This is a genomic window from uncultured Frigoribacterium sp., assembly GCF_963515265.1.
In the GTDB taxonomy this organism is placed as follows: Bacteria; Actinomycetota; Actinomycetes; order Actinomycetales; family Microbacteriaceae; genus Frigoribacterium.
Genome location: NZ_CAUPYL010000011.1, coordinates 1 through 26059, shown reverse-complemented (window position 1 = coordinate 26059; position 26059 = coordinate 1). Strand labels below are relative to the sequence as shown.

23 protein-coding genes and 2 tRNA genes are annotated in these 26059 nt (G+C 70.5%); 8 read left to right on the top strand and 17 right to left on the bottom strand.

Translation table 11 applies throughout. From position 1 onward, the window contains the following. Positions 1–31 precede the first annotated feature (31 nt). The gene (locus RWM17_RS02650; RefSeq protein WP_314101093.1) at positions 32–1384 is read right to left on the bottom strand and encodes an MFS transporter; all 1353 of its coding nucleotides are present in this window, start codon (positions 1382–1384) and stop codon (positions 32–34) included. A gap of 77 nt (positions 1385–1461) precedes the next feature. Here RWM17_RS02650 and RWM17_RS02645 point away from each other — a divergent pair, with 77 nt between their 5' ends. Continuing rightward, positions 1462–2376 carry a sugar-binding domain-containing protein gene (locus RWM17_RS02645; protein ID WP_314101091.1) on the top strand — a complete coding sequence of 305 codons (915 nt, stop codon included), beginning with the start codon at positions 1462–1464 and terminating at the stop codon, positions 2374–2376. Positions 2377–2394: 18 nt separating this feature from the next. Here RWM17_RS02645 and RWM17_RS02640 read toward each other — a convergent pair whose 3' ends face one another. From RWM17_RS02640 to RWM17_RS02605, 8 genes are all read right to left on the bottom strand, one after another. Beyond that, positions 2395–3411 carry an NAD(P)-dependent oxidoreductase gene (locus RWM17_RS02640; protein WP_314101089.1) on the bottom strand — a complete coding sequence of 339 codons (1017 nt, stop codon included), beginning with the start codon at positions 3409–3411 and terminating at the stop codon, positions 2395–2397. 8 nt (positions 3412–3419) lie between these two features. Beyond that, a complete protein-coding gene (locus RWM17_RS02635) occupies positions 3420–4982 on the bottom strand; it encodes an FGGY family carbohydrate kinase (RefSeq protein WP_314101086.1) in 1563 nt (520 codons plus the stop codon). Between the two features lie 284 nt (positions 4983–5266). Beyond that, positions 5267–5350 (bottom strand) — tRNA-Arg (locus RWM17_RS02630). 343 nt (positions 5351–5693) lie between these two features. After that, on the bottom strand, positions 5694–6161 hold the full coding sequence (locus tag RWM17_RS02625) for an RbsD/FucU domain-containing protein (RefSeq protein ID WP_314101085.1): 468 nt from the start codon (positions 6159–6161) through the stop codon (positions 5694–5696). 81 nt (positions 6162–6242) lie between these two features. Beyond that, positions 6243–7298 carry an ABC transporter permease gene (locus RWM17_RS02620; protein ID WP_314101083.1) on the bottom strand — a complete coding sequence of 352 codons (1056 nt, stop codon included), beginning with the start codon at positions 7296–7298 and terminating at the stop codon, positions 6243–6245. Beyond that, positions 7291–8898: a sugar ABC transporter ATP-binding protein gene (locus RWM17_RS02615; protein WP_314101081.1), complete on the bottom strand. Its 1608-nt coding sequence runs from the start codon at positions 8896–8898 to the stop codon at positions 7291–7293. Before RWM17_RS02615 ends, RWM17_RS02620 begins: the two co-directional genes overlap by 8 nt. Further along, a complete protein-coding gene (locus RWM17_RS02610; protein ID WP_314101079.1) occupies positions 8895–9899 on the bottom strand; it encodes an ABC transporter substrate-binding protein in 1005 nt (334 codons plus the stop codon). The genes RWM17_RS02615 and RWM17_RS02610 overlap by 4 nt, the downstream gene beginning before the upstream one ends. Positions 9900–10060: 161 nt before the next feature. Beyond that, entirely contained in the window at positions 10061–11008 is a 948-nt protein-coding gene (locus tag RWM17_RS02605; RefSeq protein WP_314101076.1) for a sugar phosphate isomerase/epimerase family protein, read from the bottom strand. Positions 11009–11191: 183 nt separating this feature from the next. Between RWM17_RS02605 and RWM17_RS02600 the strand changes: the two genes are divergently transcribed. Next, positions 11192–12148 carry a ribokinase gene (locus RWM17_RS02600; RefSeq protein ID WP_314101075.1) on the top strand — a complete coding sequence of 319 codons (957 nt, stop codon included), beginning with the start codon at positions 11192–11194 and terminating at the stop codon, positions 12146–12148. Then, positions 12096–12851 (top strand): DeoR/GlpR family DNA-binding transcription regulator, encoded by a 756-nt coding sequence (locus RWM17_RS02595; RefSeq protein WP_314101073.1) that lies wholly within the window; start codon positions 12096–12098, stop codon positions 12849–12851. The genes RWM17_RS02600 and RWM17_RS02595 overlap by 53 nt, the downstream gene beginning before the upstream one ends. Positions 12852–12885: 34 nt before the next feature. Here the strand turns inward: RWM17_RS02595 and RWM17_RS02590 are convergent, their stop codons facing one another. The 6 genes from RWM17_RS02590 to RWM17_RS02565 all read right to left on the bottom strand — a co-directional run bounded on the left by RWM17_RS02590 (position 12886) and on the right by RWM17_RS02565 (position 20703). Next, a complete protein-coding gene (locus RWM17_RS02590; RefSeq protein WP_192042497.1) occupies positions 12886–13944 on the bottom strand; it encodes an ABC transporter permease in 1059 nt (352 codons plus the stop codon). Next, positions 13941–15032: an ABC transporter permease gene (locus RWM17_RS02585; RefSeq protein WP_314101068.1), complete on the bottom strand. Its 1092-nt coding sequence runs from the start codon at positions 15030–15032 to the stop codon at positions 13941–13943. Before RWM17_RS02585 ends, RWM17_RS02590 begins: the two co-directional genes overlap by 4 nt. Continuing rightward, positions 15029–16603 carry a sugar ABC transporter ATP-binding protein gene (locus tag RWM17_RS02580; RefSeq protein ID WP_314101066.1) on the bottom strand — a complete coding sequence of 525 codons (1575 nt, stop codon included), beginning with the start codon at positions 16601–16603 and terminating at the stop codon, positions 15029–15031. The genes RWM17_RS02585 and RWM17_RS02580 overlap by 4 nt, the downstream gene beginning before the upstream one ends. A 116-nt stretch (positions 16604–16719) precedes the next feature. After that, complete coding sequence (locus RWM17_RS02575) at positions 16720–17703, bottom strand: ABC transporter substrate-binding protein (protein WP_314101065.1); 984 nt, start codon at positions 17701–17703, stop codon at positions 16720–16722. Between the two features lie 179 nt (positions 17704–17882). Next, entirely contained in the window at positions 17883–19445 is a 1563-nt protein-coding gene (locus RWM17_RS02570) for a sugar ABC transporter ATP-binding protein (protein WP_314101063.1), read from the bottom strand. Positions 19446–19683: 238 nt separating this feature from the next. Beyond that, positions 19684–20703 (bottom strand): LacI family DNA-binding transcriptional regulator, encoded by a 1020-nt coding sequence (locus tag RWM17_RS02565; protein ID WP_314101061.1) that lies wholly within the window; start codon positions 20701–20703, stop codon positions 19684–19686. A 236-nt stretch (positions 20704–20939) separates the two neighbouring features. On the opposite strand from RWM17_RS02565, the gene RWM17_RS02560 reads away from it, so the two are divergent. Continuing rightward, the gene (locus tag RWM17_RS02560; protein ID WP_314101059.1) at positions 20940–21566 is read left to right on the top strand and encodes an AmiS/UreI family transporter; all 627 of its coding nucleotides are present in this window, start codon (positions 20940–20942) and stop codon (positions 21564–21566) included. Positions 21567–21590: 24 nt separating this feature from the next. Continuing rightward, positions 21591–22820, top strand: a complete 1230-nt coding sequence (locus RWM17_RS02555; protein ID WP_314101056.1) for an acyl-CoA dehydrogenase family protein — start codon at positions 21591–21593, stop codon at positions 22818–22820. A 75-nt stretch (positions 22821–22895) separates the two neighbouring features. Here RWM17_RS02555 and RWM17_RS02550 read toward each other — a convergent pair. After that, positions 22896–22968 (bottom strand) — tRNA-Arg (locus tag RWM17_RS02550). A 170-nt stretch (positions 22969–23138) separates the two neighbouring features. Then, positions 23139–23426 carry a hypothetical protein gene (locus RWM17_RS02545; RefSeq protein ID WP_314101054.1) on the bottom strand — a complete coding sequence of 96 codons (288 nt, stop codon included), beginning with the start codon at positions 23424–23426 and terminating at the stop codon, positions 23139–23141. A gap of 194 nt (positions 23427–23620) precedes the next feature. On the opposite strand from RWM17_RS02545, the gene RWM17_RS02540 reads away from it, so the two are divergent. The 3 genes from RWM17_RS02540 to RWM17_RS02530 all read left to right on the top strand — a co-directional run. Continuing rightward, the gene (locus RWM17_RS02540; protein WP_314101052.1) at positions 23621–24220 is read left to right on the top strand and encodes a hypothetical protein; all 600 of its coding nucleotides are present in this window, start codon (positions 23621–23623) and stop codon (positions 24218–24220) included. A 73-nt stretch (positions 24221–24293) separates the two neighbouring features. Then, positions 24294–25175, top strand: coding sequence for a phosphatase PAP2 family protein (locus tag RWM17_RS02535; RefSeq protein ID WP_133738986.1), 882 nt, complete (start codon positions 24294–24296; stop codon positions 25173–25175). Then, on the top strand, positions 25172–26059 hold an 888-nt coding region (locus RWM17_RS02530; protein ID WP_314101050.1), incomplete at its 3' end, for a DUF429 domain-containing protein. The genes RWM17_RS02535 and RWM17_RS02530, both read left to right, overlap by 4 nt.

The window sequence follows — 26059 nt, the reverse complement described above, 5'->3', positions numbered from 1 at the left end:
GCGAGGGCGCGCCCGGCCGGACGGTGCGTGGCTAGACGGCGGCGACCAGGGCCGCCTCCTCCTCCGAGATGGCCCGCGCCTCGTCGCGCTCGGCGTCGTTCTGCCGCAGGAAGAAGGTCAGGACGAAGCCGACCAGGTAGAACGACGCGATGATCCAGACGGTCCCCTGGACGCCGAGCGGGGTCACGAGACCGGCGACGACGGGCCCGGCGAACTGGCTGAGGCCGGCGCCCAGGTTGAGGATCGCGACCGCAGCCGCCTTGTTGCGTGGGGCCAGGAGCGGGACGACCGCCGACAGGGGCACGAACATGCCGAGGGCGAGACCGTAGAAGATTCCGATGACGAGCGTGACGCCGAAGGCCGGGCCCAGGGCCGTGGGCACGTAGAACAGCGCGAGGACGGTCGCGAAGCAGCCGATGCCGCCCGCCCACGCGATGACGTTGATGCGGCCGATCCAGTCACTGAGGTACCCCGAGATGAGGTTGGCGGCCACGTTGGCCGCGAGCATCGTGCCCCAGATGACCTGCCACTGCCCCTGCGTGAAGCCGATCTCGCGGACCATGTAGGTGCTGAGGAAGACGACGAAGGCGTAGAACGACAGCGTGTTGATGATGCGGACGACCCCGCCGATCCCGACCTTGGGTCGCGAGCCGACGATCGTGATGCTGCTGACGACTCCCCGGACGCTGTTGCTCAGGGTGACCGGCTCGCGGACGGGGTTCCGCAGCAGGAACGCGACCATCAGGCCGCCGACGGTGACGAAGGCCAACGACGTCCAGAGGGTGCCGAGCTCGCCGAGGGTGCCGATGACCGCGCCGGCGAAGTACGAGCTGATCACGCCGAGGCCGAGAGTGGAGAAGAACCAGTACCAGCCGACCGCCCGGCCCATCACCGGCTCGGGGGTGCCCATCGTCACCCACACCAGGAACCCGTAAGAGAACATCGGGTAGCCGAGGCCGCGGATGCCGAACGCCAGGAGCATGACCGCGAAGTTCTGCTGCATGACCCCCAACAGCAGGAACACGATCTCGAAGACGAACCAGATCCCGAATCCGAGCATCATCACCCGCTTCGGACCCCAGGCCTCGGCGAGGGCCCCGCTGAGCCAGGCGGCGACGGCGACGACGATGCCGTACACCGAGAAGAGCAAGGCGATGTCCCCGTTCGAGAAGCCGAGCTCGTCCAGGTAGGGCGAGAGGAACCCCGCCTCGATGCCGTCGCCCACCATGAAGATCGTGACGGCGACGAAGCCCCAGGCGATGGGGCGGGAGATTCCCTGCGTGCGCAGCAGCCGCGCGAAGCGGCCCTCGCTGACGGGGGCGGGGGTGCTGACCATGTCGTACTCCTCGTTGAGTGGATTGGTGGCCGACCTGATGGTGAACATATGTTCACCGTCTTGAACCGATGCACTCATCCTGGGGCGGCACGGCGTCGGTGTCAAGCGGGTGGGAAGATGGGCAGATGCTCCTGGGTCGCGTCGCACGCATGTACTACGAGCTCGGCATGACGCACCAAGAGATCGCGACCGCCCTGGGGCTGTCGCGCATCCGGGTGACACGGCTGCTCGCCGAGGCGCGGGCACAGGGAATCGTCGAGATAACGGTGCACAGCGACGAGCCGCTCTTCGCCGACGAGCAGCGCGCCCTCACGGACCGGTTCGGCCTCGCTCAGGCCTGGCTCTCGCCGTCGCTCGGCGAACCGCAGAAGGACGCCCGCTCGTTCGCGACGGTCGCGGCCGAAGCCGTCGAGTCGGTCACCGACGGAGCGGGCGTCGTCGCCCTCAGCCTGTCGAGCGCCGTCGCGGCGGCCGTCGCGGCGTTCGGGGACCACCCCCGGCCGGGCGCGGAGTTCGTCCCTCTGGGCGGCTCCACGGGCGGTCGCGCCGTCGCCTCGAATCCCCACGAGCTCGCCCTGCAGCTCGCCGCCCGTACCGGGGGCCAGGCCTTCCACGTCCCCGCGCCGCTGGTGGCCGCGACACAGGAGGCAGCACGCCTCGCCCTCAGTGATCCGTCGGTGAGGGCCGTGATGACGCGCGCCGCCGAGGCCGACGTCATGATCTCCGGCCTCGGCGGGATGTCGCTGGGCGAGGGCCTGCTCCTGCCCTCCCTCGACGAGGAGGTGCGGAGCGAGCTGACGAAACGGGGCGCGGTCGGCGACCTCGCCGGCCGGTACTTCGACCGCTCGGCCCGACCGATCGACAGCGACCTCGACCGCCGCGTGGTCAGCCTGACGCTGGACGCCCTGCGACGGATCCCCCGCCGCCTCGTCATCGCGCGCGGGCCCGCCAAGGTCGAACCCCTGCGGTCGGCACTCGAGGGCGGCCTCGCCACGGCCCTGGTCACCGACGTCGAGACCGCCCGGGTGCTGCTGCGCTGACGCCCAGTAGTGGACGGGTCAGGACGACACGGACGCCACGAGGTCGCGCTGGTTCGCGACAGCGCGCACGGGCTCGCCTGCGCGCCACGCACGCAGCGCCTCCGCCGCCATCCTCGAGTGCTCGGCGACGACGTCGTCGGAGGCGCCGGCGATGTGGGGAGTCAGCGTCACGTTCTCGAAGGTCCGCAGTTCGGACTCCGCGGGCAGCGGCTCCTGGTAGTAGACGTCGAAGCCGGCGCCTGCGATGCGTCGCTCGCGCAGGGTGTCCATCAGCGCCTCCTCCTGGATGATCGCGGCCCGGCCTGCGTTCACGAGGAACGCGTGGGGCTGCATCATCGCGAGCTCCGCCGCCCCGATCAGCCCCTCGGTCTCCGGCATCAGCGGCACGTGCACGGTGACGACGTCCGAGGTCGACATGACCTCCTCGAGCGACACCACGGTCGCCTCCGAGCCGAAGTGGTCCGCCGGCAGGAACGGGTCGTAGACCTTGACCGTCATGCCGAAGCCGCGGGCGCGCCGCAGCACGCGCGCACCGACGGCTCCGCCGCCGAGGATGCCCAGCGTCCGTCCGCCGAGGCCGATGCTGCGGAAGCGCTCGTAGGGCTCGAAGACGTCCTCCTCGCTCCAGTGGCCGTCCCGCAGCCAGCGCTCCGCAGCGCTCACGTGGCGGACGGTGTCCAGCAAGAGGGCGAAGCTGAGGTCGGCGGTGACCTCGGCGTTGCGTCCCGGCGTCGTCGCGACGGGGATGCCCCGGGCGGAGCAGGCGGCGAGGTCGACGTTGACGGGCGCGGCGCGGCACGAGACCACGAAGCGGAGCTGCGGCGCCGCGGCCAGCGTCGCAGCGTCGACGAGGTCGAGTTCGGCCACGATCGCGTCGGCCTCCGCCAGCTCGGTGCCGAGCCCTCGGTCGGCCAAGCTCGTGCCGTCCGTGCTCGGGTCGACCGTTCGGACGGTGAAGACATCGCCGAGCGAGGCGGCGACGTCGGCGTCGAACGACGCCGTGACGAGGACTGTGGGCTTGTCGCTGGTGGTCATGGTTCCTCCTAGTGGTGTGACGGGGTGAGCTCGGGCCGTTCGGCCACGGGGTCCGGGACCAGGCCGCGGAGCACCCGCAGCTCGGGCCAGGAGGGGCGGAGCGCGTCGCGCGTCGCGATGAAGGTCGAGAAGGCGCGGCGATAGAGCTCGGCCCTCTCGGCGCGGGGGGCGAACCGGGTGGTCGTCGGCGCGAGCGCGGCGACGCCGCTCGTGAGGTCGCCGAAGACCCCGGCGGCGACCCCTGCGAGCGTCGCCGCGCCGCGCGCGCCGACCTCGGGGGCGTCCTGACGTTCGACGGTCCGGCCGGACACGTCGGCGAGGACGCGACAGAAGAGGTCGGAGTCGGAGCCTCCCCCGCAGATCGCGAGCACGCCGTCCAGCCGCAGGACGTCGAGGCACTCCGTCAGGGCGAACGCGAGGCCCTCGTAGACGCTGCGGAGCAACTCCGCCGACGACGTGGTGACGCTCATCCCGAGCCAGGCGGCCGAGGCCGCGCCGTCGGAGAACGGGGCGCGCTCCCCGCTCGGCGAGCCGTACGGCAGGTAGAGGACGCCGCCGCTGCCGGGGGGCACCGCGGCGGCGTCGCGCTCGACGTCGGCCCAGTCCTCTGCCCCCCGGCCGAGGCACTCGCGGACCCAGTCGAGATTGGGCGTCCCCGTCATCGGCGCGAGCGACTCGAGCACCTGGCGGCCGCGGCCGGTGGCCAGGACGATGCTCTGGTCGGACCTGACGTGGTCGCGCGACGGGTGGTTGACGCCGACGAAGCCGGTCGTCCCGAGGATCGCGTAGCCGTCGCCGTCGGCCACCGCACCGATGCCGACGCCCGCGGCGGCCGTGTCGACGAGTCCGACAGCCACCGGGATGCCCGCCGACAGGCCGACGACGTCGGCGACGTGCCGGGTGAGGCGACCGGCGACGGACGCCGGGGACATGACCGGTGCGAGCCAGGCGGCCACCTCCTCCTGCGCGAGCTGCGCCAGGAGCTCGCCGGAGTACTCGAGCGTCGCCGTGTCGAGGTAGGTGCGAGAGGCCTCGCTGGGGTCGGTCGCCCTCTCCCCGGTGAGTCGGAACCGCAGCCAGTCCTTGCAGTTCAGCTGGTGGACCCCGCGGTCGCGGTCGAGCGATCCGTCGGCACCCAGGGCCTCGACGAGCACCGGGAGAGCCCCGGGGAACAGCGGGGAGCCGGTGGCGCCGGCGACCGCGGCGCCGCGGCCGTCGGCCGACCACGTCTCGACCACGCCGGAGGCGCGACCGTCGAGCCAGAGCGCGGCGGGCCGGAGCGGCCGGCCGTCGTCGCCGACGAGCCAGGCACCGTCGCCCTGGCCCGTGAGGCCGATGGCCACGACGTCGCCGCTCAGCTCGCCGAGCTGGTCGACCACGGCGCTGATGGTGAAGGCGGCGGCCTGCCACACCCTCTCCATGTCGACCTCGGCCTCGCCCCGGGGCCCTCGCGTGATGTGCACGGTCGATCGGGCCACGCCGACGATCGACCCGTCGAGCGTGAAGGCCACGGTCTTGACCGACGTGGTGCCCGCGTCGATGCCGAGGATGATCTGGGTGCGTCGTTGCACGTGGACTCCGATGTCTCCGCTGCGCCGAGAACAAATGTTCACAGGCTGATCTGTTGTTCAGCCTACGCCCTTGTCGCCGGGTCGCCAAGACGCCCGCGAAGTTCTCACGACGAGGTGGGCCGCCCGGGGCCGTGGGAGGCCGCGACAGAACCGAGGCGCCGCCTAGGGTGCGTCCGGCTCGGCACGGAGGCATCCGTCGGGGGACGTCCCAGTCGAGCGAAGGACGAGCGACCCCGCAGAACGAGGAAAGCCTGGCTCATGGCCAGGCTTTCTCGTGTGTTCTGTGCGCCTGGAGGGACTCGAACCCCCAACCTTCTGATCCGTGGTCAGATGCCTCGGAGGGTTGCCGTCACGCCAAGAACAGGCGCTCACTCATTGCGGGCCGGAATGCGGCCGGGCAGCTCCTGCTACCGAGGACCATCGAGTTGCATCTGCCTGGAGCCGTCTAGGACGAGCAATACGGCGAGCGAAGTGAAGGCACGGCAGCAGTAGGCGTCTCTGCCCGGTTGGACGGTTCTGGGAACGCCGTGGTTCAGACCACCGACGAACCCGATCTGGAGAACGCCTTCGGGTCGATCTCCGCCTCACCCGTGTGGCGCCTTCCGACCTTCGTCACCGCCTCTCACACCGACCGCGGCCCGACGACCTCGCGGCGGCCTCCTGCTGCCGTTCGACGCGGGCACCGAAGTAGAGACCGGCGGCGACGGCGGATCACGACGACACAGAGCCACGGTCGACGTCGATGACGCCTTTACGGAGGATGAAGCAGCCGTACGGGCCAGGGTCCGACGTGCGGACGACGGCGAAGGACCGGCGAGCGGCGGCGTAGAAGTCGAACCGCTCCAGCGCCTCCACGGTGACCGGGTGGCCGGTGAGCCCGTCGAGCGTGGCTTGGAACTCCAGTTGCACCGTCACGAGGCGCTCAGGGTCGTCGACGACTGCCATCCTCCTGACGGGGGCCTCGACGAACGTGTCGAGCGGCATCAGCGAGAGGATCGCAGTGCAGGCTCGAGGGAGGTCGCAGCCAGCGAGGTCGACGACCTTGCCGTGGGTCGTGTGGGCCGCGATGGAGGCTGCCGGGTGGTTCACGTCGCAGAGGAGCAGATCGTCTCCGTGTCCCATCGACATGAGGACGAACAGCAGCTCCGCGGTCAGTGCGCTGTCGATGCCCTTGAGCATGACGACTCCTTCGGTGAGTGGTGGCTGGACGGGACGGCGGCGGGGTCGAGGCGCCGGTGGCACCTGACCCAGCCGCCGTGGTCACTCCCGGGCGGCCGCGCGGGTGTTGAGCTGGTCGAACGCGACCGCGACGAGGATCAACAGGCCGATCGCGATCTGCAGGTAGAACGAGTTCACCGCGAGCAGGTTGCCGCCGTTGTTCAGGACGCCGATCAGCAGCGCGCCGCAGGCGGCGCCGATCGCGCTCCCCCGCGCCCCGGAGAGGCTGGCCCCGCCGATGACGCAGGCCGCGATGGCCTGCAGCTCGAAACCGGTGCCGGCTGTCGGGACTCCCGCCCCGAGGCGGGAGGTCAGGAGGACGCCGCCGACCGCGGAGAGCAGGCCCGCGATGCCGTAGACCGTGATGGTCACCAACCGCACCGGGACACCGGCCAGGCGGGCCGCCTCCGGGTTCGAGCCGACGGCGTAGACGTACCGGCCGAAGACGGTGCGCTTGAGGACGAACGCCGCGATCGCCGCGATGACCACGAACAGGATCAGCAGGTTGGGGATGCCGACGACCGATCCGTTGGCGATCTCCTGGAACCCGTCGGGCAGCCCCTGGATCGTGTTGGCGTCGGTGATGACGAGCACGACTCCTCGGGCGATGCCGAGCATGCCCAGGGTCGCGATGAAGGGCGGGAGCTTGAACCTCGTCACGAGCAGGCCGGTGATGATGCCCAGCACGGCGCCGACCAGGGCCCCGAGGAGGAGCGCGAGGGGGATCGGGACGCCCGCGACGAGCAGCTGTGCGGTGACCGCGCCGGCGAGGCCGAGGATCGACCCCACCGAGAGGTCGATGCCGCCGGTGAGGATCACCATCAGCTGGCCGATCGCCAGGATGCCGAAGATCGACACCTGCCGGGCGAGGTTCGCCAGGTTGTTGCCCGTGAGGAAGTCGTCGCTCGCCAGCGTGAGGGCGCCGAAGACGACGAGAAGGACGATGAGCACGCCGCTCTCGCGGCCGGCGATGCTGCCGAGGGTCGTGACCCGCGGCTTGGACGACGCGCGGGCGGCTGCGGCTGCGGCGTCGTCGCCGTTCCGCACCACTCGGATGGTCGTGGTCTCGATGGGTTCGCGCCACATCAACTTAGGCATGGGGGACTTCCTCGATGTTCTGTCGGGTGACCGGGTCGGAGTGGGGATCGTGGCTGAGCGGCGGGATGCCGTGCAGGTGGTCGGAGGAGTCGTCGACCCCGCCGCTGGCGAGGCGGAGCACGTCCTCCTCGGAGGCGCCGCCCGGCAGCTCACCAGCGACGGCGCCCTCGCGGAGGACGACGACGCGGTCGGCCAGGCCGAGCAGCTCGGGGAGGTAGGACGACACGACGATGACGGCGAGTCCGCGGCGGGCCAGGTCGTTGATGACGTCGTAGAGCTCGCCCTTGGCGCCGACGTCGATGCCCTTCGTCGGCTCGTCGAACATGATGACCTTGGGCTTGGTCAGCAACCAGCGCGCGAGGAGCACCTTCTGTTGATTGCCGCCGGAGAGCGTCGAGACGGGCTGGTCGTACGAGCCGGCGCGGATGCGCAGGCTGTCGAGCAGCGCGTCGGCCTCGTCCGACTGGGCCTTGCCGGGCAGCAGCCCTCGTCGAGACCCGACCCGGAGGCTCGCGATCGTGACGTTCTCGCGGATGGAGAGCTCTGGCAGCAGGCCGAGCACCTTCCGGTCCTCGGTCAGCAGGGCGACACCCGCGTCCATCATCGTGCGCGGGCCGTCCGCCCGGACCACGGCGCCGTCGATCAGGATCTCCCCCGACGCGACGGGCTCGGAGCCGAAGACGCTGAGCAGCAGCTCGCTCCGCCCCGAGCCGAGCAGGCCGCCGATGCCGAGGATCTCGCCGCCGCGAGCCTCGAGGTCGACGGCTGGGCTGTCCGGCGTGCGCCGGAGGGCGCGGAGGCTCAGGCGGGCGGGGTGGACCTCCCGTGCCTCGTCCGGGTATAGCGACGACACTTCTCGGCCGACCATCGCGTTGATGAGCGTGTCCTCGGTGTAGTCGCTCATCGGGCCGCTCTGTGAGAGCTCGCCGTCGCGCAGCACCGTCACCCAGTCGCCGATCGCGAACATCTCCTCGAGCCGGTGCGTGACGTAGAGGATCGCGACGCCGTCGCGCTTGAACTTGCGGATCTGGTCGAGCAGACGGTCCGACTCGGCCTCGGTCAGCGCCGTGGTCGGCTCGTCGAAGACGATGACCTTGACCGCGTCGGCCGTGACGACCTTGGCGACCTCGACGAGCTGCTTCGTCGCGGCGGGCAGCCGCTCGACGATGACGTCGGGGTCGACGTCGGCGAGGCCGAGCGAGTCGAGGACGAAGCGGCACCGGTCGTGCAGGTCACGGGCCCGGATCACGCCTGAGCGTGACGGCAAGCGGCCCATGAACATGTTCTCGCCGACGGACAGGTGCGGCAGGAGGCTGAGCTCCTGGTAGACGGCCTGGACGCCCGCGGTGCGGAGGGCTCCCGGGGAGGCGGTGGTGACGGTGGCGCCGTCGATGTCGTAGTCGCCCGAGTCTCGGTGCACGGCACCGGTCAGGACTCTGATCAGAGTCGACTTGCCGGCACCGTTCTCGCCTGCCAGGCAATGCACCTGACCGGGGACGAGCTTGAGCGAGACACCGCTGAGGGCCTGGACGGCACCGTAGGCCTTGGAGACGTCGGTGAGCTGCAGGACCGCAGTGCCCTCGGGCTCGCGGACGGTCATCCGTTGGTCTCGGCAGTCTGCGGCTCGAGGAGCGACTTGATCTCGGGGCTGTCCATGTTGTCGCGGTCGGCGATCGCGACGCCGGGGTCGAGGCTCGCGGGCGGGATGCGTCCCTGGGTCGCCATCGCGGCCTCGACGACGCCCTGGTAGCCGAGGAACCAGGGGTTCTGCACGACGAGAGAGTCGATGCTGCCGTCGGCGAGCGCTGCGTTCTCCGCCGGGTCGGAGTCGAACGCGACCACGGCGATGTCGTCGGCGGCGTCGTTGTCCTTGATGGCTGTGGCTGCACCGACGCCCGAGCTGTTGTTGTCGGCGAAGACGCCTACGAGGTCCGAGTTGGCCGAGATCGCGTCGTTCACCTGGGAGGCGGCGGTGCCGATGTCGTTGTTGTTGTAGCTCTGCAGGCTGGAGTCGATGTCGGGGCAGTCGGTCGCGAGGCCTGCGCGGAACCCGGCGTCGCGGTCCTGGTTGGCCTCGATGCCGGCGACGGGCGCCTCGACGAGGACCTTGCCCGTGGTGGTGCCCTGCTCTGTGAGCAGCTGGCACATGCGCTCCCCGGCCGCCGTCCCGGCGAGGATGTTGTTCGTGCCGATGTGGCCCTCGATCTCGGCCGTGACCTTCGTGTCCGCGGTGATGACCTTGATGCCCGCCTCTCGAGCGGCGTCGATCGAGGCGTTGAGAGCCTCGCTCGAGCTCGGGGCGATCAGGATCGCGTCGGCCCCGCGCGAGACGGAGTTCTCGACGAGCTGCACCTGGCCGGCGATGTCCGTCTCTGAGGTCGGCCCGAAGGTGTTCACCTCGATCCCGAAGTCGGCCGCTGCCGCCTCGGAGCCGGCGAGGAGGGTCTGCCAGTAGGCGGAGTCGCTGGCCCGGATGATGACGTCGACCTTCACGCCTGCCGCCGCGCCTCCGTCCCCACCTCCGCTCGGAGCGGCCTCGGAGACGGTGGCCCGACCGCCGACGACGCCCCCGACGAGGGCGACGAGGGCGATGGTCGCCACGAGGGACAGGGAGAAGACAGTTCTAGATCGCGCCATTGCGTGTCCACCTAGGTGTGAGAAGGGGTCGGGTGTTCATGTTCGAGGTGTTCTGGGAGGGCCGGTGCTCCGCTCGACGAGGACCGTCGCGCGGGCACCGGCCCGGGAGCCCGGTGGCTCGTGGGTCAGGCGGTGTGGCCTGCGGGCGTGATGCTCAGCAGCTGGTTGCGGAGGCGCTGCGAGGCGATGCCGTCGGCCTGGTCGATGACCGAGGTGATGTGGTCGACGCCGACCGCCTCGATCTTCGCGATGAGCAGCTCGACGGTGGCGCGGTTGGTCTCCGCCTCCTCCTGTGCGTCTTCGCGGATCGGGAAGGTGTCGAAGTAGATGACGCCGTCGTAGTCGTGGCGGAGCAGGTAGTACAGGAACTCGATCGTCTCGAAGGGGTGGATCGAGCCGATCATGAGCCCGTCGTCGTGGTCGTTGTTGCCGTCGTTGAGGTGGACGCCCCAGAGCTTGCCCTCGGCGAGCAGCAGCGCGGCGCCGAAGCCGGGAGCGTCGCCGGCCATCAGCATGTGGGCGAAGTCGAGGGTCGCCCCGACGTTCGGCCGGTCGATCAGCTGGAGGACGTGCAGGGTCTGGCCGACGCTGCGGATGACGGAGTGGACGCGCTCCTCGTAGGGCTTGTACTCGATGCTGATGCGGACGTCGGGGCGGTAGTCGGCGAGCTCTTGGAACGCCTCGACGATGCGACCGAGGTCACGCGCGTAGTCCTTCTGGAACGTGTAGTCGAAGCCGTCGAAGCCGAGCCAGACCGTCACGAGGTCGCTGCCGCCGAGGGCCGCGGCGTCGATGCCGGCCTTCGTCAGCTCGATCGCCTCGCGTCGGACCGCCTCGTCGCGGTTGCTGTACTCGCCGTGGACGAAGTCCTTGCGGAAGCGCATGGCGACGCTGTTGAGGGTCAGTCCGAGCTCGTCGAGGAGGGGCTTCATGTCGGCGGGCTCGATGCCGACGAAGTGCTCGGGGTAGTTGAGGTCGACGTAGTCGATGCCCTGCGTCGCACTGATGCGACGGAGGGCTGCGGCGGTGTCTCCACCGGCGATGAACGAGTTGAGGCGCGTGGCGAACTTCATGTGGGAGACCGTACGGAGCATGACCATCCTTGTCAAGCGTTGTCATTTTTGGTCACTTATGTTTGCGCGTCGGGCGTTGAACAGCCGTATCTATGGGCTCAGACCTTTGACAGAATTTGTCATTTCCACCTAAGGTCAAGCAAGACGGCACTGTGTCGTCGACACGATGGAGTGGAGAACGGCATGACGGCGAAGGCCATCGTGGTGATCGGGAGCATCAACTACGACCTGATCGTCAGTCAGGACCGGCTCCCCCGCCGCGGCGAGACGCTCGTGTCGACCGGCTTCCGGAGCGACTTCGGCGGCAAGGGCGCGAACCAGGCGGTCCAGGCGGCGCGACTCGGCGCACGAGTGCAGTTCGTGGGCGCCGTGGGCGCGGACCACTACGGGGCGATGTGCCGCGCGAACCTGGAGCGCGAGGGCGCCGAGTGCCGCCTCCGGCCTACGGACTCCGTCAGCGGCCTGGGACTCGTGAACGTCGTCGGCGACGGGGAGGTGCACGCCACGATCGTGGAGGGCGCCAACGCGATGGTCACGGGCGACTGGGTCGACGTCCACGCCGACCTCGTCGCCTCCGCGGCCGTCGTCGTGCTGCAGAACGAGGTGCCCGCCTCCGCGAACGACCGTGCCGTCGCCCTGGCGGCAGCAGCTGGCGTGCCGGTCATCTACAACGCGGCGCCAGCCAGGCCCGTGGCCCTCGCGACGACTCGCGCCTGCACGTGGTTCGTGGTGAACGAGGACGAGGCCGCCGAGTACCTCGGGCACGCTCTCGGAGACGTCGCCGACGACGACGCCATGCGCGCGGTCGTCCAGGAGCTGACGTCTTACTGCGTGAACGTCGTCCTGACCCTGGGCAGTCACGGCTGCTATGTTTCTGCAGGTCGGCGAGTGCAGTTCGTCAGGGCCGTCGAGGCCGTGGCAGTCGACACGACCGGCGCCGGCGACTCCTTCATCGGAGCGTTCGCCACGGCGCTCGCCGGCGGAGTCGACCCGTTCCAGGCGTCCCGGACCGCGGCCCTGGTCGCCTCGATCACGGTGGCGGGGATGGGTGCCCAGTCCAGCATGCCGACACGGGAGGACCTCGACCATGAAGTCGTTCGCGAGACACCAGCTGATCCTCGACCGGGTCGCACTGGGTGACTCGATCCTCATCGACGACCTCGTCACCGCGACGGGTGCGTCGCCGTCCACCGTGCGCCGCGACATCCGTGAGCTCGAGCGCTCGGGTCAGGTCGTCAGCCTCCGCGGCGGTGCCATCCGCGCCGAGGAGCGCGCCGCCGAGCTCCCCGCCGCCCTGAAGTCACAGATCAACCGAGACGAGAAGGTCGCCATCGCCCGCGCCGCCGCCGCGATGGTCGTCGAGGGCGAGACGATCTACGTCGACTCCGGCACGTCGCTGACCGAGTTCATGATCGCGCTCCCCGACATCGGTGTCCACGTCATCACGTCGAACACCCAGGTGCTCGGGATGGTGCCGCGCCCCAGGGTCACCGTCACGGCGCTCGGGGGCGACTACCTCCCCGACATCGGCTCCGTGGCCGGCACGATGACCGACCGCCAGCTCGAGGACCTCTACTTCGACCGTGCGTTCATCGGCGTCACCGGCATCGACGTCGCTGCGGGCGTCACCACCTTCGACATCCGCGAGGCCAACAAGAAGCGCATCGTGCAGGCGCACAGCCGCGAGACCGTCGTGCTCGCCGACAGCAGCAAGTTCGACGTCGTCTCCCTCTGCCGCGCGTTCAGCTTGTCGGCGTGCACGGTGGTCAGCGATCTCCGCGCGCCGGTCCTCGAGGCAGCGAGGTCGTTCGTGGTTGCGCCGGTCAGGGACGTCAGGGCCTGACCCCGTGCGTGTGGGATCGGCTCCGTCCTGGTCGTCAGGTCTGCCGCCTTCTCGCCATGACAGCGCGCTGCAGGAGCACGAAGACCAGGAGGATCCCCCCGGTGATGATGGTGGTGGCCTCGGGAGGGATGCCTCCGTCTCGCGTGATCAGCACGTTCATGAGGCCGAGCACGAGTGCCCCCACGACGGACCCGAGCACGAAGCCGACGCCGCCGGTGAGGAGGGTGCCGCCGATCACCGTGGCGGCGATCGAGTCGAGCTCCCACCCGATGCCGGTGATGTTCTGCGCACTCCCGAGTCGGGCTGTGTAGATGACCGAGGCGAGCCCGGCGAGCGAACCGCTGATGACGTAGACCGCGAGCTTGGTTCGGCGGACGGGGAGTCCCATGAGGGCGGCCGACTGCTCGGATCCACCGATCGCGTAGACGGTGCGGCCGAGGCGTGTGCGGTGCAGGACGAAGAACGCGACGGCCACCACGACCAGCGCGATCAGCACGCCCGGCGTCGTGACGACGTCGTTCACCTTCGGGCCGTCGACCACCTTCATGTTCGTGGCGAGCGACCGGATGGGCGACTCGTCGGCGAGGCGCTCGGGCACCGTGCTGAGGATCGAGGCGAGGCCGCGGCCGAGGAACATCATCGCGAGTGTGGCGATGAACGGCTGTACGTCGAAGAACTGGATCAGCACGCCGGACACGACGCCGGATGCCGTGCCGATGAGGATCATGAGGACCATCACTGCCCACGGGTTCCAGCCGGCGTTGGCGAGCAGCACGCCTGCGACGCTGCTGACGGCGACGATCGCGCCGACGGAGAGGTCGATCCCGCCCGTCAAGATGACGAACGTCAGTCCCACGGCCAGGACGATCACATGTGCGTTGTTGATGAGGAGGTTGGACAGGGTCGCGGCCTGCACGATGCGGCCGTAGGCGATCTCGCCGTAGGCCAGCATCGCGATCAGGATCACCAGGGCGGCGACGGTCGGCAGGGAGTCGAGCCGGAGTCGCATGCGGCGCCGCGGCTCGAGGGGCCCGCTGCCAGGACCAGGTGCCGGCGTCGGGGTGAGGGGCGGGCGGATCGTGGTGGCGCTCATGCGGACACGGCCTCCTTCTCGGTGGGCGCGGGAGTGGGCACCGGACGTCGGCGCCTCGTGAACAGGGCGCGGACGCGCCGGGACTGCAGGAGCACGATCGCGACGATGACGATCGCCTTGAAGGCAGGCGTGGCCGAGGACGAGACGCCCAGGAACACGACGGTCTTGTCGAGCGTCGCGATCAGCAACGCTCCGACGGCAGCTCCGAGCAGGTGGAACTTCCCGCCGGCCAGGGACGTGCCGCCGATCACGACAGCCAAGATGGCGTCGAGCTCGAGCTGGTAGCCGGTGCGGGAGACGTCGACCGTCATGACGCTCGCCGTGGCGAAGATGCCAGCCACGCCGGCGAGCAGGCCGCTGCCGATGTAGGCGGTGAACAGGAGCGCCCGGCGGTCGAGTCCCGCGAGGCGCGCGGCCTTCGGGTCCATCCCGATCGCCTCGATCATGAGGCCCAGGGCGCTGCGTCGCACGAGCGCGGCGACGCCGAGCGTGATCAGGACCGCGAGCAGGAACACGACCGGCAGCCCCACGAGGTAGCCGTTGGCGACCCAGCGGAACGGCTCGTTCGCGGCGGCGGTGTTCTGGCCGCCCGTGATGACCTTCGCCAGGCCGCGGCCGGCGAGCATGATCACCAGCGTGCTGATGAACGGCTGCAGCCCCACGACCGAGACGAGCATGCCGTTGACCGCGCCGAGGACGCCGGCGATCAGCAGAGCCAGGCCCATCGCCGCGAGCGCGACGCCGAGGGAGTCGGAGCCGGCTGCCTTCAGGAACTCCATCGAGACTGCACCCGCCACGACCATGATCGAGCCGACGCTGAGGTCGATGCCGCCGGTGGCGACCACGAGGCACATCCCGACCGCGATCATGAGCACAGGGGCGGCTGCGCGGAGGATGTCGATGAGGTTGCCCACGAGGTTGCCCGTGTCCGGGTTGACGGACAGAGCGAGGTAGCCGGGGTCCTTCGCCACGTTGATCGCCAGCAGCAGGACGATCGCGACCGTGCCCCAGACCCAGGGCCGGTGCAGCACGTCGCCGAGGCCGTGCAGGCCCAGGCGCCTGGTCACGGGGGTCGTCGGGTCACTCATCGGGCTGCCTCCTCAGGCATGGTGTGGGGGACGGTCTCGAGAGGGACCTCGGAGACGCCCTCATCGGCGATGGCGGCGACGATGGACTCGGCAGTGACGTCCGGTCCGGCCTCGAGCTCCGCGATCTTGCGGTGGTCCTTCAGGACGACGATCCTGTCGCTGAGCCGCACCACCTCCTCGAGTTCCGAGGAGATGAACACGACGGCGACACCCGTGTCGGCGAGCGCCGCGACCTGCTCCTGGATCTCGGCCTTGGCGCCCACGTCGATGCCGCGGGTGGGCTCGTCGAGGATCAGCAGCTCCGGCTCGGTCGCGAGCCACCTGCCGAGCAGCACCTTCTGCTGGTTGCCGCCGGACAGGTTCCGGATGGGCCGATCAGGATCGGCCGGTCTGACGTTGAGCTCGGTGAGGTACTTCGTGACCACCCTGTCCTTCTCCTTCGCGGAGAGCGGCCGGGCCCAGCCGCGCTTGGCCTGGACGGCGAGCACGAGGTTCTCGCGGACGCTGAGGTCACGGATGATGCCCTCGTCACGGCGGTTCTCGCTCGAGAACGCGATGCGGTGCTTGAGAGCCTTCGCGGGAGAGGAGATGGCCACGGGGACGCCGTCCATGGTCACGGTTCCCGTGTCGGGTCGGTCGACGCCGTAGAGGAGGCGAGCGAGCTCGGTGCGGCCGGAGCCGAGGAGCCCCGCTAGGCCGACGACCTCGCCGCGACGGAGCGCCACGTCGGTCGCGTCGAGCGAGCCCTTGCGGCCGATCCCGGTCGCTCGGTAGACGGGCTCCCCCTCGGCCACCTGTCGGCTGGCCCGCTCACGGTCGAGGGAGCGGAGGCTCTGCAGGTCTTTCCCGATCATCTCGGCGATGAGCCCGGCCCGGTCGATGTCGCGGGTGAGGTGCTCCCCGACGAGCTTGCCGTTCCGGAGCACGGTGAGCCTGTCGCTGATGGCGAAGACCTGGTCGAGGAAGTGGGAGACGAAGAGGATGGCGACTCCTTCGTCGCGGAGCCGTCGCATCACTCGGAAGAGACCCTCGACCTCGTCGGCGTCGAGGCTGGAGGTCGGCTCGTCCAGGATCAGCACCTTCGCCTCGACGACCGTGGCGCGGCTGATCGCGACGAGCTGCTGGAGCGCGAGGCTGAGGGAGGAGAGCGGGGTGCGGGGATCGAGATGCCCCAGGCCCACACGGGCGAGGACCTCGGAGGCGGCGGCGTGCGTCCCCTTCCAGTCGATCCCGAACCGGCCGCGCCGCTCGTGGCCGAGCATGACGTTCTCGCCGATGGTGAGGTTGGCGCAGAGGTTGACCTCTTGATAGACCGTGGAGATCCCGGCGGCCTGCGCATCGGCGGTGCCGGAGAGCCGGCGCTCGGCGCCGTCGACGACGACGCGGCCGGAGTCGATGCCGTAGACGCCCGTGAGCGCCTTGATCAGCGTCGATTTCCCGGCGCCGTTCTCGCCCATGAGCGTGTGGACCTCGCCGGGGAAGAGCCGGAGGTCGACCCCGTCAAGGGCTTTGACCCCGGGGAAGGCGATGGTGATGGCTTGCATCTCCACGATCGGACTGGATGCCTGCATGGCGTGTGCTCCTTGTCTGCCGACTCCCCCGCCCGATGCCGTGGCAGCGGACGGGGTGACGGGGGCGGCGAGGCGGTCAGGTCCGCCTCGCCGCCGGATGTGGCCGTGCGGACTGGTCAGAACTTCCGGTCGGGCAGCGCCGTGGCGGCCGCCTCGGGCGAGTCGAACGTGGCCGACTCGACGACGATCGACGACTCGACGGTGTCGCCGTCGAGCAGCTTCTGCACTGCCTCGAGGGCCGTGTCGCCGAACAGCGGGTTGTACTCGGCGACGAAGCTGAGCTTGCTGTCGGCCAGCGCCTCGAGTGCGCTCTTCGTTCCGTCGATCGTGGCGATCTTGACGTCCACGCCGGGCGTGAGGCCCGCCTCCTCGACGGCCTGGACGGCGCCGAGGCCCATCTCGTCGTTCTGCGCGAAGACGAGCTGCACGTCGTTGCCGTTCGACTTCAGCACGGTCTCGAAGACGCTCTTGGCCTCCTCGGTCGACCAGTTGGCGGTCTGCGCGCCGATCTTCGTGAACGAGCTCTCGGCACCGATCACCTCGTCCCAGCCTTCGTTGCGCTCGTTCACGACCGAGACGCCGGCTGGGCCCTCGAGCGTGAAGTAGTTGCCGCCCTCGGGGAGAGCGGTCTTGGCCCACTCGGCGACCGACTCGCTGACGGCGATGTTGTCGGGGGCGATCCGTGTCGCGTAGAGCGAGGTGTCGTCGGGCTCGATGCCGCGGTCGATGAGGACCACGGGGATCTCGGCCTCCTGTGCCCGCTTGAGCGAGTCCTCCCAGCCGGAGCCTTCGGTGGCCGAGAGCAGGATCACGTCGACGCCCTCGTCCACGAACGACGTGAAGGCGTCGATCTGCGACTTCTGGTCGTTGTTGGTGGCAGGGGCGTACTTGAGGTCGAACCCGGCGTCCTTCGTGAAGGTGTCCTGGATGTTCGACTCGTTGGCCTGGCGCCAGGCGCCCTCGGGGCCGACCGCGACGAAGCCGATCGTGGCCAGTTCGTCACCGCCGTCGGTCGAACCGGTGCCGGAGCTGCAGGCCGCCAGGCTGAGGGCGATGGCCCCTACGGCGGCGATTGTGGCGATGTGCCTCTTCGTGGACATGGATCTCCTCCTTGAGATGACCGGACGTCTGCGTCCGCTCGTGGCCATGGGCCGGTCGTGCCGCGGGGGGCTCGGATGCTTCCGCGTGCTGGGAATGTTACCGGTAACAGTCTCGCGAAGACAAGAGTTCTGAGGAACCTCCGCGCGCCCGTGGCCAGCGCACGTCCGGCGAGGCGCAGTCAGGGCGTCGGACGCGGGAGGGACACGTCCGGCCGGGGCAGGGGGAAGTCGTCCTCGTCGTCGCCTTCGTCGTCGGGTGCGGCGATGAGCTCGACGAGCGTGTCGACCGTGACGCCGGGCCCGTTGCTCAGCTCCCCGATCTTCTCCCGGTCCTTGAGGACGACGATCCGGTCGCTCACCCGCACGAGTTCGTCGAACGCGCTCGAGATGAACACGACGGCCACGCCGTCGAGCGCGAGCTGTGCGATGTGCGCCTGGATGTCGACCTTGGCGCCGATGTCGACGCCGCGGGTCGGCTCGTCGAGGATGAGCACGCGCGGTCGGATCGCCAGCCAGCGGGCGAGCAGCACCTTCTGTTGGTTGCCGCCGGAGAGCGCGCCGGCGGGTGTCGCCGGGTCGACCGGCGTGATCCCGAAGTGCTCGATGTGCCGCTCGACGAGGTCCTCGCGCTCGGCCCTGGAGAGCGGGTGCGCCCAGCCCCGCAGGGCCTGCAAGGCGAGGACGATGTTCTCCCGCACGCTGAGCTCGTCGATGAGCCCCTCCGACCCTCGGTCCTCTGCAGACAGCGCCACCCGGTTCCGCAGTGCATCCGAGGGGCGGTCGATCACGACGGAACGCCCGCCGAGCGTGACCACGCCGCCGTCAGCTCGGTCGGCGCCGGCCAGCAGGCGGGCGAGCTCGGTCCGGCCTGAGCCACGAAGCCCTGCGATGCCCACGACCTCGCCCGCGTGCAGCTCGAAGTCGACGGGCCGCAACATGCCGCGGCGTCCGACTCCGGTGGCCCGGTACAGCGGCGGGCCGACCGGATCCACGCGATGAGCCCGACGCTCCGAGCCGATCCGCTGCAGGTGCGCGACGTCCTTGCCGATCATCCGCGCGACCAGCTCGGCCCGGCCGATCTCGTGAGGCAGGTAGTCGCCCTTCTTCACGCCGCCGCGGAGGATGGTCATCCGGTCGCTGAGCGCCAGCACCTGCTCGAGGAAGTGCGAGACGAAGAGGATCGCGACGCCCTGGTCGCGGAGGCGGCGGATCACCTCGAAGAGCTGCGCGACGTCCACGGCATCGAGGCTCGACGTGGGCTCGTCCAGCACGAGCACCCGTGGTCGATCGACCATGGCGCGGGCGATGGAGACGAGCTGACGGCTGGCGGGAGTGAGGTCCGCCAGCAGGGCTCGTGGGTCCAGCTCGGCAAGTCCGAGCTCGGCGAGCATCGTGGCGGCGCGTTCATGCGTCGCCCGCCAGGAGATGCCGACGCGACCGTGCACCTCGTGGCCGAGCATCACGTTCTCGCCGACGCTCAGGTTCTCGACCAGGTGCGACTCCTGGAACGCGGCCTGGATGCCGAGGGCCCGCGCGTCAGCCGGACCGCCGAGACGGACGGGCTCGCCGTCCACGAGGACCTCCCCTGCGTCGATCGGGTACACGCCGAGCAGCGCCTTGATGAGCGTGGACTTCCCCGCTCCGTTCTCGCCGAGGAGAGCGTGCACCTCACCCGAGTGGAGGTCGAGGTCGACCCTGTCGAGCGCGACGCCGTTCGAGAAAGCGACGGTGATCCCCCGCATCTGCACCGTGGGGCAGGCAGGTCCGTCCCACCGCTCGCCGTGACCGGACCAGGTCGGGCCCGCGGCCTGAGGGCCGATGGGGTGCATCGTCGTCGATGCCCGTACGTGACGCACGTGGTGCTCCTCGGGTCGGAGGCCTACGTGGCCTCGCGCCGGGCGGTGCCCGACGTGCACGACTGTAGCTGTCGGCATGCCCGCGGGCGAACGACGACGAGCAGGACTCCCTCAGAGGCCCGTCTCAGTCGACCGGGCGCGCCGCCGCGCTGGAGTCACGCACCACGAGCTCGGCAGGGATCCGGCTGTTCTGCGGGATCTCGCGGCCCTCGATCGCTGCGATGAGCACGTCCACCACGAGCGACCCCAGCGCCGGGAAGTCCTGCCGCACGGTCGTGAGCGGAGGGAGGAAGTGGCGCGAGACGGGAAGGTCGTCGAAGCCGACGACGCTGAGGTCCTCAGGCACGCGGATGCCGCGGTCGTGGAGACCGTGGATCACCCCGAGCGCCATCTCGTCGTTCGCCACGAACACGGCGGTGTATTCGGGGACGCTGGCGAGCCCGCGTGCGAAGTCGTAGCCGAAGTCGCTCGACCAGTCGCCGATCACGATGGGCCTCTCGTGCATGCCCCAGGCCCGGGTGCGGGTGTGGAAGGCACGCTCGCGAGCGCGCGCGTCGAACCAGTCGAGGGGCCCTGAGAGGTGGAGGACGTCGCGGTGACCGAGCGACGCGAGGTGATCGACGGCCAGTTTCGTGCCCGCAGCCTGGTCGACCGAGACCGTGAGGAAGGCCGGGTCCTTCTCAGCCTTCACGACCAAGGTCGGCAGCCCCGTCGTGATGGTCCGGAGCACAGCCACGGACGACGAGCGCGGAGCGACCACGCAGAGTGCGTCGATGCCCTGGCCCGTGAGGTGGCGGACGGCCTCCTCGGGAGTCGCCGAGTCGTCGCGGAGCGCGAACGACGCCACGGAGTACCCGCCGTCACGCGCCGATCGCTCGATGGCCCGCAAGATGCTCGACGGACCGAACTCGACGGCGCTCTCGATCAGCACGCCGATCCGGAGCGCCCGCTGGGTGACGAGCTCGCGCGCAGCGCTGTTGGGCCGGAAGTCGAGCTCGGCGACGACCTCGAGCACACGTCGACGCGTCGACTCCTTCACCTGCGGATGACCGTTGAGCACGCGGGACACGGTCATGTGCGAGACCCCGGCACGCTCGGCGACCTCGCGAAGACCCAGCCGCTCACCGCCGCCTCTGACGCTCACCCACACTCCGTCCTGCACGCTTCGCAACGCAGCTCGGCGTCATCTGCGCCGGCGTGGACGTCGTTCGATGGCGCCGTTTCATTGTACCGGGGGCCTTGCTCACCTCTGGGTCGAGCCGTGAAGGGACGTGAGCTCACGTGACCCTGATGCAGAGCAGGGCAGTCACAGGGCGTAGTGAACGGACTTCATCGGACACAAGGCACCGGTGGCGGGGTGGACGGTGCCAAGGTCGCCGCATGGCGCTCATCTGTCTGGTCCTCTCCGGGGCCGCTCTCTTGGTCAACGGCCTCACCCTGCTCGGGCGCGTGCCCGGCCGGGACAGCGGCGTGTTCAACGTCCTGATCGGCGGTCTGCAGCTCGTCCTCTGCGTGGCCGTGGCTGTGTCAGCTGACGGTTCCCTCCCTGTCCTCCTCGGGATCTCGGGCACCTTCTTGTTCGGCGTCACCTATCTCTACGTCGGCGTGGACTCACTTCTCGGCCTCGGCGCCGTGGGTCTCGGCTGGTTCTGCGGCCTGGTTGCCGCTCTCGCCGTCGCCTTCGCGGTCGTCCACGTCGCTGACGACCCGTTCCTGGCCGTGCTCTGGACAGGGTGGGCGGCGCTCTGGGCGCTGTTCTTCGTCCTGCTCGCCCTCGGCCGATCGGTCATCGGCACCTACACCGGGTGGGCCCTCGTCCTCGCGAGCCAGGTGACCACCACGGTCCCGGCGCTCCTCGGCCTCACCGGGCACTGGCCGACCGGCTCGGTCGCCACGACGGCTGCGCTCCTGTCGCTCGTCGGGGTGTTCGGCGGCGCCGCCCTGCTCACCCGCCGAGCCGCCACACGTCCCCAGCCGGAACACACGCCTGCCCCTGCCGCAGTCTGACCCACCAGAACGGAACCGAGACCCATGACCACGACGACCACCACATCCGTCACCACCGCGGCACCCACGGACGAGGCCCTGTCCGCGCGTTTCCGTCCTCTCTTCGACCGCATCGCTGCCGGCGCCGCGGAACGAGACCGTCAGCACCGCCTCCCCGTGGCCGAGATCCGCGAGCTCGCCGACGCGGGCTTCGGAGCCCTCCGTGTCCCCGTCGAGTTCGGGGGCTCCGGCGCCACCCTCCCGCAGCTGTTCCAGCTGCTCACCGAGCTCGCGGCGGCGGACAGCAACATCCCCCAGGCCCTGCGCGGCCACTTCGCCCTCGTCGAGGACCGCCTCGTCGCCCGGTCCGGACAGCGCGACGTCTGGCTCGAACGGTTCGGCCGCGGCGAGATCGCCGGGAACTCCTGGACCGAAGTGGGCACGGTGCAGGTCGGCGACGTCGCGACGAAGGTCAGCCCCGACCAGGAAGGCGGATTCCGCATCACCGGGCAGAAGTACTACTCCACCGGCAGCATCTTCGCCGACTGGATCGACACGTACGCCGAACGCACCGACACCGGCGACCGGGTCATCGCGATCGTCGACGGCCGCCAGGAAGGCGTCGCCCACACCGACGACTGGGACGGGTTCGGGCAGCGGACGACAGGCTCGGGCACCAGCACCTTCCGGGATGCTCGTGTCGGCGCCGACGACGTCGTGCTCTTCGACGAGCGCTTCAAGTACCAGACGGCCTTCTACCAGGCCGTGCTGCTGAGCGTCCTCGCCGGCTCCGTCGTGGCGGCCGAGAGGGAGATCGCGTTCGAGGTCAGGAACCGCACCCGGGTGTTCTCGCACGGCAACGCCGACACGTTCGCTGCTGACCCGCAGATCCTCCAGGTCGTCGGCGAGGTCTCAGCCGCCGGTTTCGCCGCCCGAGCGATCGTCGACCGCGCCGCGCAGGCTCTCCAGGGCGCCTACGAGGGCGCCTTCCTGGACGAGGTCGAAGACGAGCGGCGGAACGACCAGGCCGAACTCGCCACGGCGCAGGCACAGGTCGCACTGACGTCGCTCGCGACACAGGCGACCTCGCACCTGTTCGACGCGCTGGCTGCATCCGGCGTGAGCACCACGAAGAACCTGGACCGGCACTGGCGCAACGCCCGCACGGCCGGCAGCCACAACCCGTGGGTGTTCAAGGCACGCATCGTCGGCGACCACGCTGTCAACGGGGCCCAGCCGCCGCGGGTCTGGGCCATCGGCGCGACCCGCCGCTGACTCTCCGCCAACGGCCACGACGCCTCGAGAAACGAAGAAAGCCTGGCTCTCGGCCAGGCTTTCTCGTGTGTTCTGTGCGCCTGGAGGGACTCGAACCCCCAACCTTCTGATCCGTAGTCAGATGCTCTATCCGTTGAGCTACAGGCGCGTTTCCTCGGCCGAATGGCCGGGGGAAACACTACACGACCGAGGGCGTCCTCGCGAATCGAGGGCGCCTCCTCGTCCTGTCACGGTGACGGCGAGCGACGAGTTGCCGATTCGCGACCTCGAGCGTGAGCCACAGGCACGCGAACGGGCAACTCGAGGTGCCATCGCGAGCTACGGCGCGCGCGGGCCCTCGTGGTCGTCGTCACGGTCCTCGCGGCGGCCGAGCAGGGCGTCGACGTCGGACGAGTCGACCGATCCGGTGCGGTCGAGCACGTCGCCCGTGGCCTCGCGCCCCGTCACGTGGTCGGGTTCGTCGTCGGTGCCGGGGGCGACGGGCTGCTCCACCTCGCCGTGGTTCTCGGTGCTGCCCGCGACGGGCACCCGTGAGCGGTCGCCGAACTCGGCCGTCTCGTCGGTGACGCCGCCCTGCTGCGGCTCGTTGCTGTTCGTGGTGCTCATCGAGCGCCTCCTCGTGTCGAGCCGACCGTGTCGGCTGATGTGCGTCGATCATGCTCCGGCGACCTCCGCGCCTCCCAGGCGGAGATCCAGGACGCGGACTCGAGCGAGAGCACGGGCGACCGACCAGGTGGGCCGACGGGTGAGCGAGCGTGCCCGCGGACCGCTCGCGTGTCCGACCGTGCCAGGGTCGACGGATGGACGAGCAGCGGGGCTGGATGACGGAGCACGTGCTCGAGGCGCCACGACGCCGCACGTTGCTCTGGGTCTTCCTCGCGATGACCGTGGTCTTCGGCGGGTCGATGGCCGCCGTCGTGGCCGCGGTCGCGCCCCTCACGGACGTCCCGGTCGGGGTGGTCGCCGCCGCCGCCGTCGCCACGGGCCTGATCTCGGGGCTGTCGTTCAGCGTCACCATGACGGTGCTGATCGCCTGGAGCTGGTCACAGCAGGGAGGTGCGGACCAGGCCGTCCGGATCGCCCGCGCCGTGAAGACCGGCCGCGTCCCCGACGGCGCCGACGTGTCGACCTGGGATCCGATCCTCGCCCGGCAGGAGGCGTGGGCGCGGCGCGGCACCTGGCTCCCCACCCTCGAGTTCGCCCTGTTCGCGGGGCTCAGCGCATTCCTGCTCCTCCTCCCGCCCACACCGGACGACGCGCCCCTCCCGACCTGGATCCCCTGGGCCGGCCTCGTCTTCTTCGGGCTGGTGACCGTCGTCTCCCCGTTCGCGAGCCTGCACCGCCTCCGTCGCGTCCGCGTGCTCCGGGCCGAGCTGCGCCGGGCCGACCGCTCCCTGTGAGTCTGCAGCCCTCTCGACGCATCACCAGGCGGGTGTGAGGCGGCGTCCAGGAGGGGTGCTGTTCTATGGGGAAGTGACTGCAGCCCGCGTTCTCCCGACCTCGAGCGCCGTCCGGCGACACGGGTCGGCCCGGTGGATCGTGGCGGCGGGCGCCTCCGTCGTCGCGTTCGGCGGCGTGTACGTCATGGCCGTGCTCACCGAGACGGGCCAGTCCGTCGAGGACAGCATCCTCAGCTCGGTCGACGACGACCGCCTCCTCGGTTCCGGCTCCGCGCTCGACGCGATCTCGCCCGCAGCGCTCATGCTGCTCGTCGGCCTGACCATGCTGGTCGCGTTCCTCCGACGCCGGCCGGGGGCCGCCCTGCAGTCGGGCGTGCTCATCATCGGCGCGACGGTGACGACCCAGGTGCTCAAGCAGCTCGTGCCGCGCCCCGACCTCACCGGCGAGCTGTACGGCAACAGCTTCCCGAGCGGTCACACGACGATCGCCGTCGCCGCGCTCTTCGCCGTGATGACGGCGTTCGGACGCCACGTGCGCCCCCTCGTGTTCCTGATCGGCACCGCCTTCGCCGCGATCGTCGCCGAGCAGACCGTCGCCTACGGCTGGCACCGCTCGAGCGACATCGTCGGCGCCTGCGCCGTCGCCCTGTTCTGGCTCGCCGCCGTCCGCTTCACCGCCTCGCGCCTCGCCGGCAGGGCCCGTGGCCGGCTGCGCAGCCCCGCCGCCGTCGACGCGGTCGGCCCGAAGGCGTTCGCCCTCACCTCCGGCCTGCTGGGGCTCGCGCTCGTCGCCTGCCTCACGATCTCGGGCCTCGTCTGGGGCATCGGGATCGGCAGCGACATGAGCGTGACGACCTCGACCGGCAGCGGCGTCCTGACCGGTGCCCGCCTCGCCGCGGCCGGGGTCGTGCTCGTGACCGCCTGGGTCGGCTGGAAGCTCGACCGCCGCTCGTGACCGACGCCGCAGCCGGGGCTGCCGGGGGCGGGGCTGCCGGGCAGCGCGCCGACGAGCACGGTGCTGCCGGGCACCGCTCCGCCGAGCACAGTGCTGTCGAGCACCGCTCCGACGATGCCCCGCGCTACCTCGGCGTCGACCTCGCCTGGCGCGACTCCACCCCGACGAAGCCCGCGAACGAGACGGGCTTGGCGGTGATCGCCGCCGACGGCAGCGTGCTCGACGCCGGCTGGGCCCGCGGCGTCGACGAGGTGACCGAGTGGGTGCTGCGCTGGGCCACCCCGGGGTCGCACGTGGCGATCGACGCGCCTGTGCTGGTGCCGAACGCGACCGGCATGCGGCCGAGCGAACGGCTCGTCGGCCGCGCCTACGGGCGGTGGCACGTGTCGGCGAACGCCTCCAGCGCCTCCTTGCCCTGGCTCGGCGGTCGCACCCTCGGCGAGCGCCTCGCCGATGCCGGGGCCGTGTACGACGACGGGGTCGTGCCCTTGCCGGCCGACGCCGTCTCGTACTTCGAGTGCTACCCGTACACGACGCTCGTCGGCGCCCCTGAGCTCGGCTACGACGAGCGCCGGCCGCGCTACAAACGTCCCGACACGACCGTCGCCGCGGAGGAGCGGCGCGGCGCACGCGCGGTCGCCTGCGACGACCTGATCTCGCGCCTGGCCGCCCTCGACTCGGCGGACCCGCCGCTGCGGCTGCTCTCGCACCCGGTGTCGCGCCTCCTCGTCGACGAGCCGTCGCCGCTCGTCGACCGGCCGTACAAGCACCGCGAGGACCTGCTCGACGCCCTCGTGTGCGCGTGGACCGCGTCGATGCGGGCGCAGCGTCCCGAGCGGATGCAGGTGCTCGGGGCGGCCGCCGAGCCCGACGCGATCGGGCGG

What these genes read in the sequence shown, in the direction of transcription:
- RWM17_RS02650 (WP_314101093.1), bottom strand. Translation starts at nt 1,384, where the DNA reads ATGTTCACCATCAGGTCGGCCACCAATCCACTCAACGAGGAGTACGAC.
- RWM17_RS02645 (WP_314101091.1), top strand. Translation starts at nt 1,462, where the DNA reads ATGCTCCTGGGTCGCGTCGCACGCATGTACTACGAGCTCGGCATGACG.
- RWM17_RS02640 (WP_314101089.1), bottom strand. Translation starts at nt 3,411, where the DNA reads ATGACCACCAGCGACAAGCCCACAGTCCTCGTCACGGCGTCGTTCGAC.
- RWM17_RS02625 (WP_314101085.1), bottom strand. Translation starts at nt 6,161, where the DNA reads ATGCTCAAGGGCATCGACAGCGCACTGACCGCGGAGCTGCTGTTCGTC.
- RWM17_RS02620 (WP_314101083.1), bottom strand. Translation starts at nt 7,298, where the DNA reads ATGCCTAAGTTGATGTGGCGCGAACCCATCGAGACCACGACCATCCGA.
- RWM17_RS02615 (WP_314101081.1), bottom strand. Translation starts at nt 8,898, where the DNA reads ATGACCGTCCGCGAGCCCGAGGGCACTGCGGTCCTGCAGCTCACCGAC.
- RWM17_RS02605 (WP_314101076.1), bottom strand. Translation starts at nt 11,008, where the DNA reads ATGAAGTTCGCCACGCGCCTCAACTCGTTCATCGCCGGTGGAGACACC.
- RWM17_RS02600 (WP_314101075.1), top strand. Translation starts at nt 11,192, where the DNA reads ATGACGGCGAAGGCCATCGTGGTGATCGGGAGCATCAACTACGACCTG.
- RWM17_RS02595 (WP_314101073.1), top strand. Translation starts at nt 12,096, where the DNA reads ATGAAGTCGTTCGCGAGACACCAGCTGATCCTCGACCGGGTCGCACTG.
- RWM17_RS02590 (WP_192042497.1), bottom strand. Translation starts at nt 13,944, where the DNA reads ATGAGCGCCACCACGATCCGCCCGCCCCTCACCCCGACGCCGGCACCT.
- RWM17_RS02585 (WP_314101068.1), bottom strand. Translation starts at nt 15,032, where the DNA reads ATGAGTGACCCGACGACCCCCGTGACCAGGCGCCTGGGCCTGCACGGC.
- RWM17_RS02580 (WP_314101066.1), bottom strand. Translation starts at nt 16,603, where the DNA reads ATGCAGGCATCCAGTCCGATCGTGGAGATGCAAGCCATCACCATCGCC.
- RWM17_RS02575 (WP_314101065.1), bottom strand. Translation starts at nt 17,703, where the DNA reads ATGTCCACGAAGAGGCACATCGCCACAATCGCCGCCGTAGGGGCCATC.
- RWM17_RS02570 (WP_314101063.1), bottom strand. Translation starts at nt 19,445, where the DNA reads ATGCGGGGGATCACCGTCGCTTTCTCGAACGGCGTCGCGCTCGACAGG.
- RWM17_RS02560 (WP_314101059.1), top strand. Translation starts at nt 20,940, where the DNA reads ATGGCGCTCATCTGTCTGGTCCTCTCCGGGGCCGCTCTCTTGGTCAAC.
- RWM17_RS02555 (WP_314101056.1), top strand. Translation starts at nt 21,591, where the DNA reads ATGACCACGACGACCACCACATCCGTCACCACCGCGGCACCCACGGAC.
- RWM17_RS02545 (WP_314101054.1), bottom strand. Translation starts at nt 23,426, where the DNA reads ATGAGCACCACGAACAGCAACGAGCCGCAGCAGGGCGGCGTCACCGAC.
- RWM17_RS02540 (WP_314101052.1), top strand. Translation starts at nt 23,621, where the DNA reads ATGGACGAGCAGCGGGGCTGGATGACGGAGCACGTGCTCGAGGCGCCA.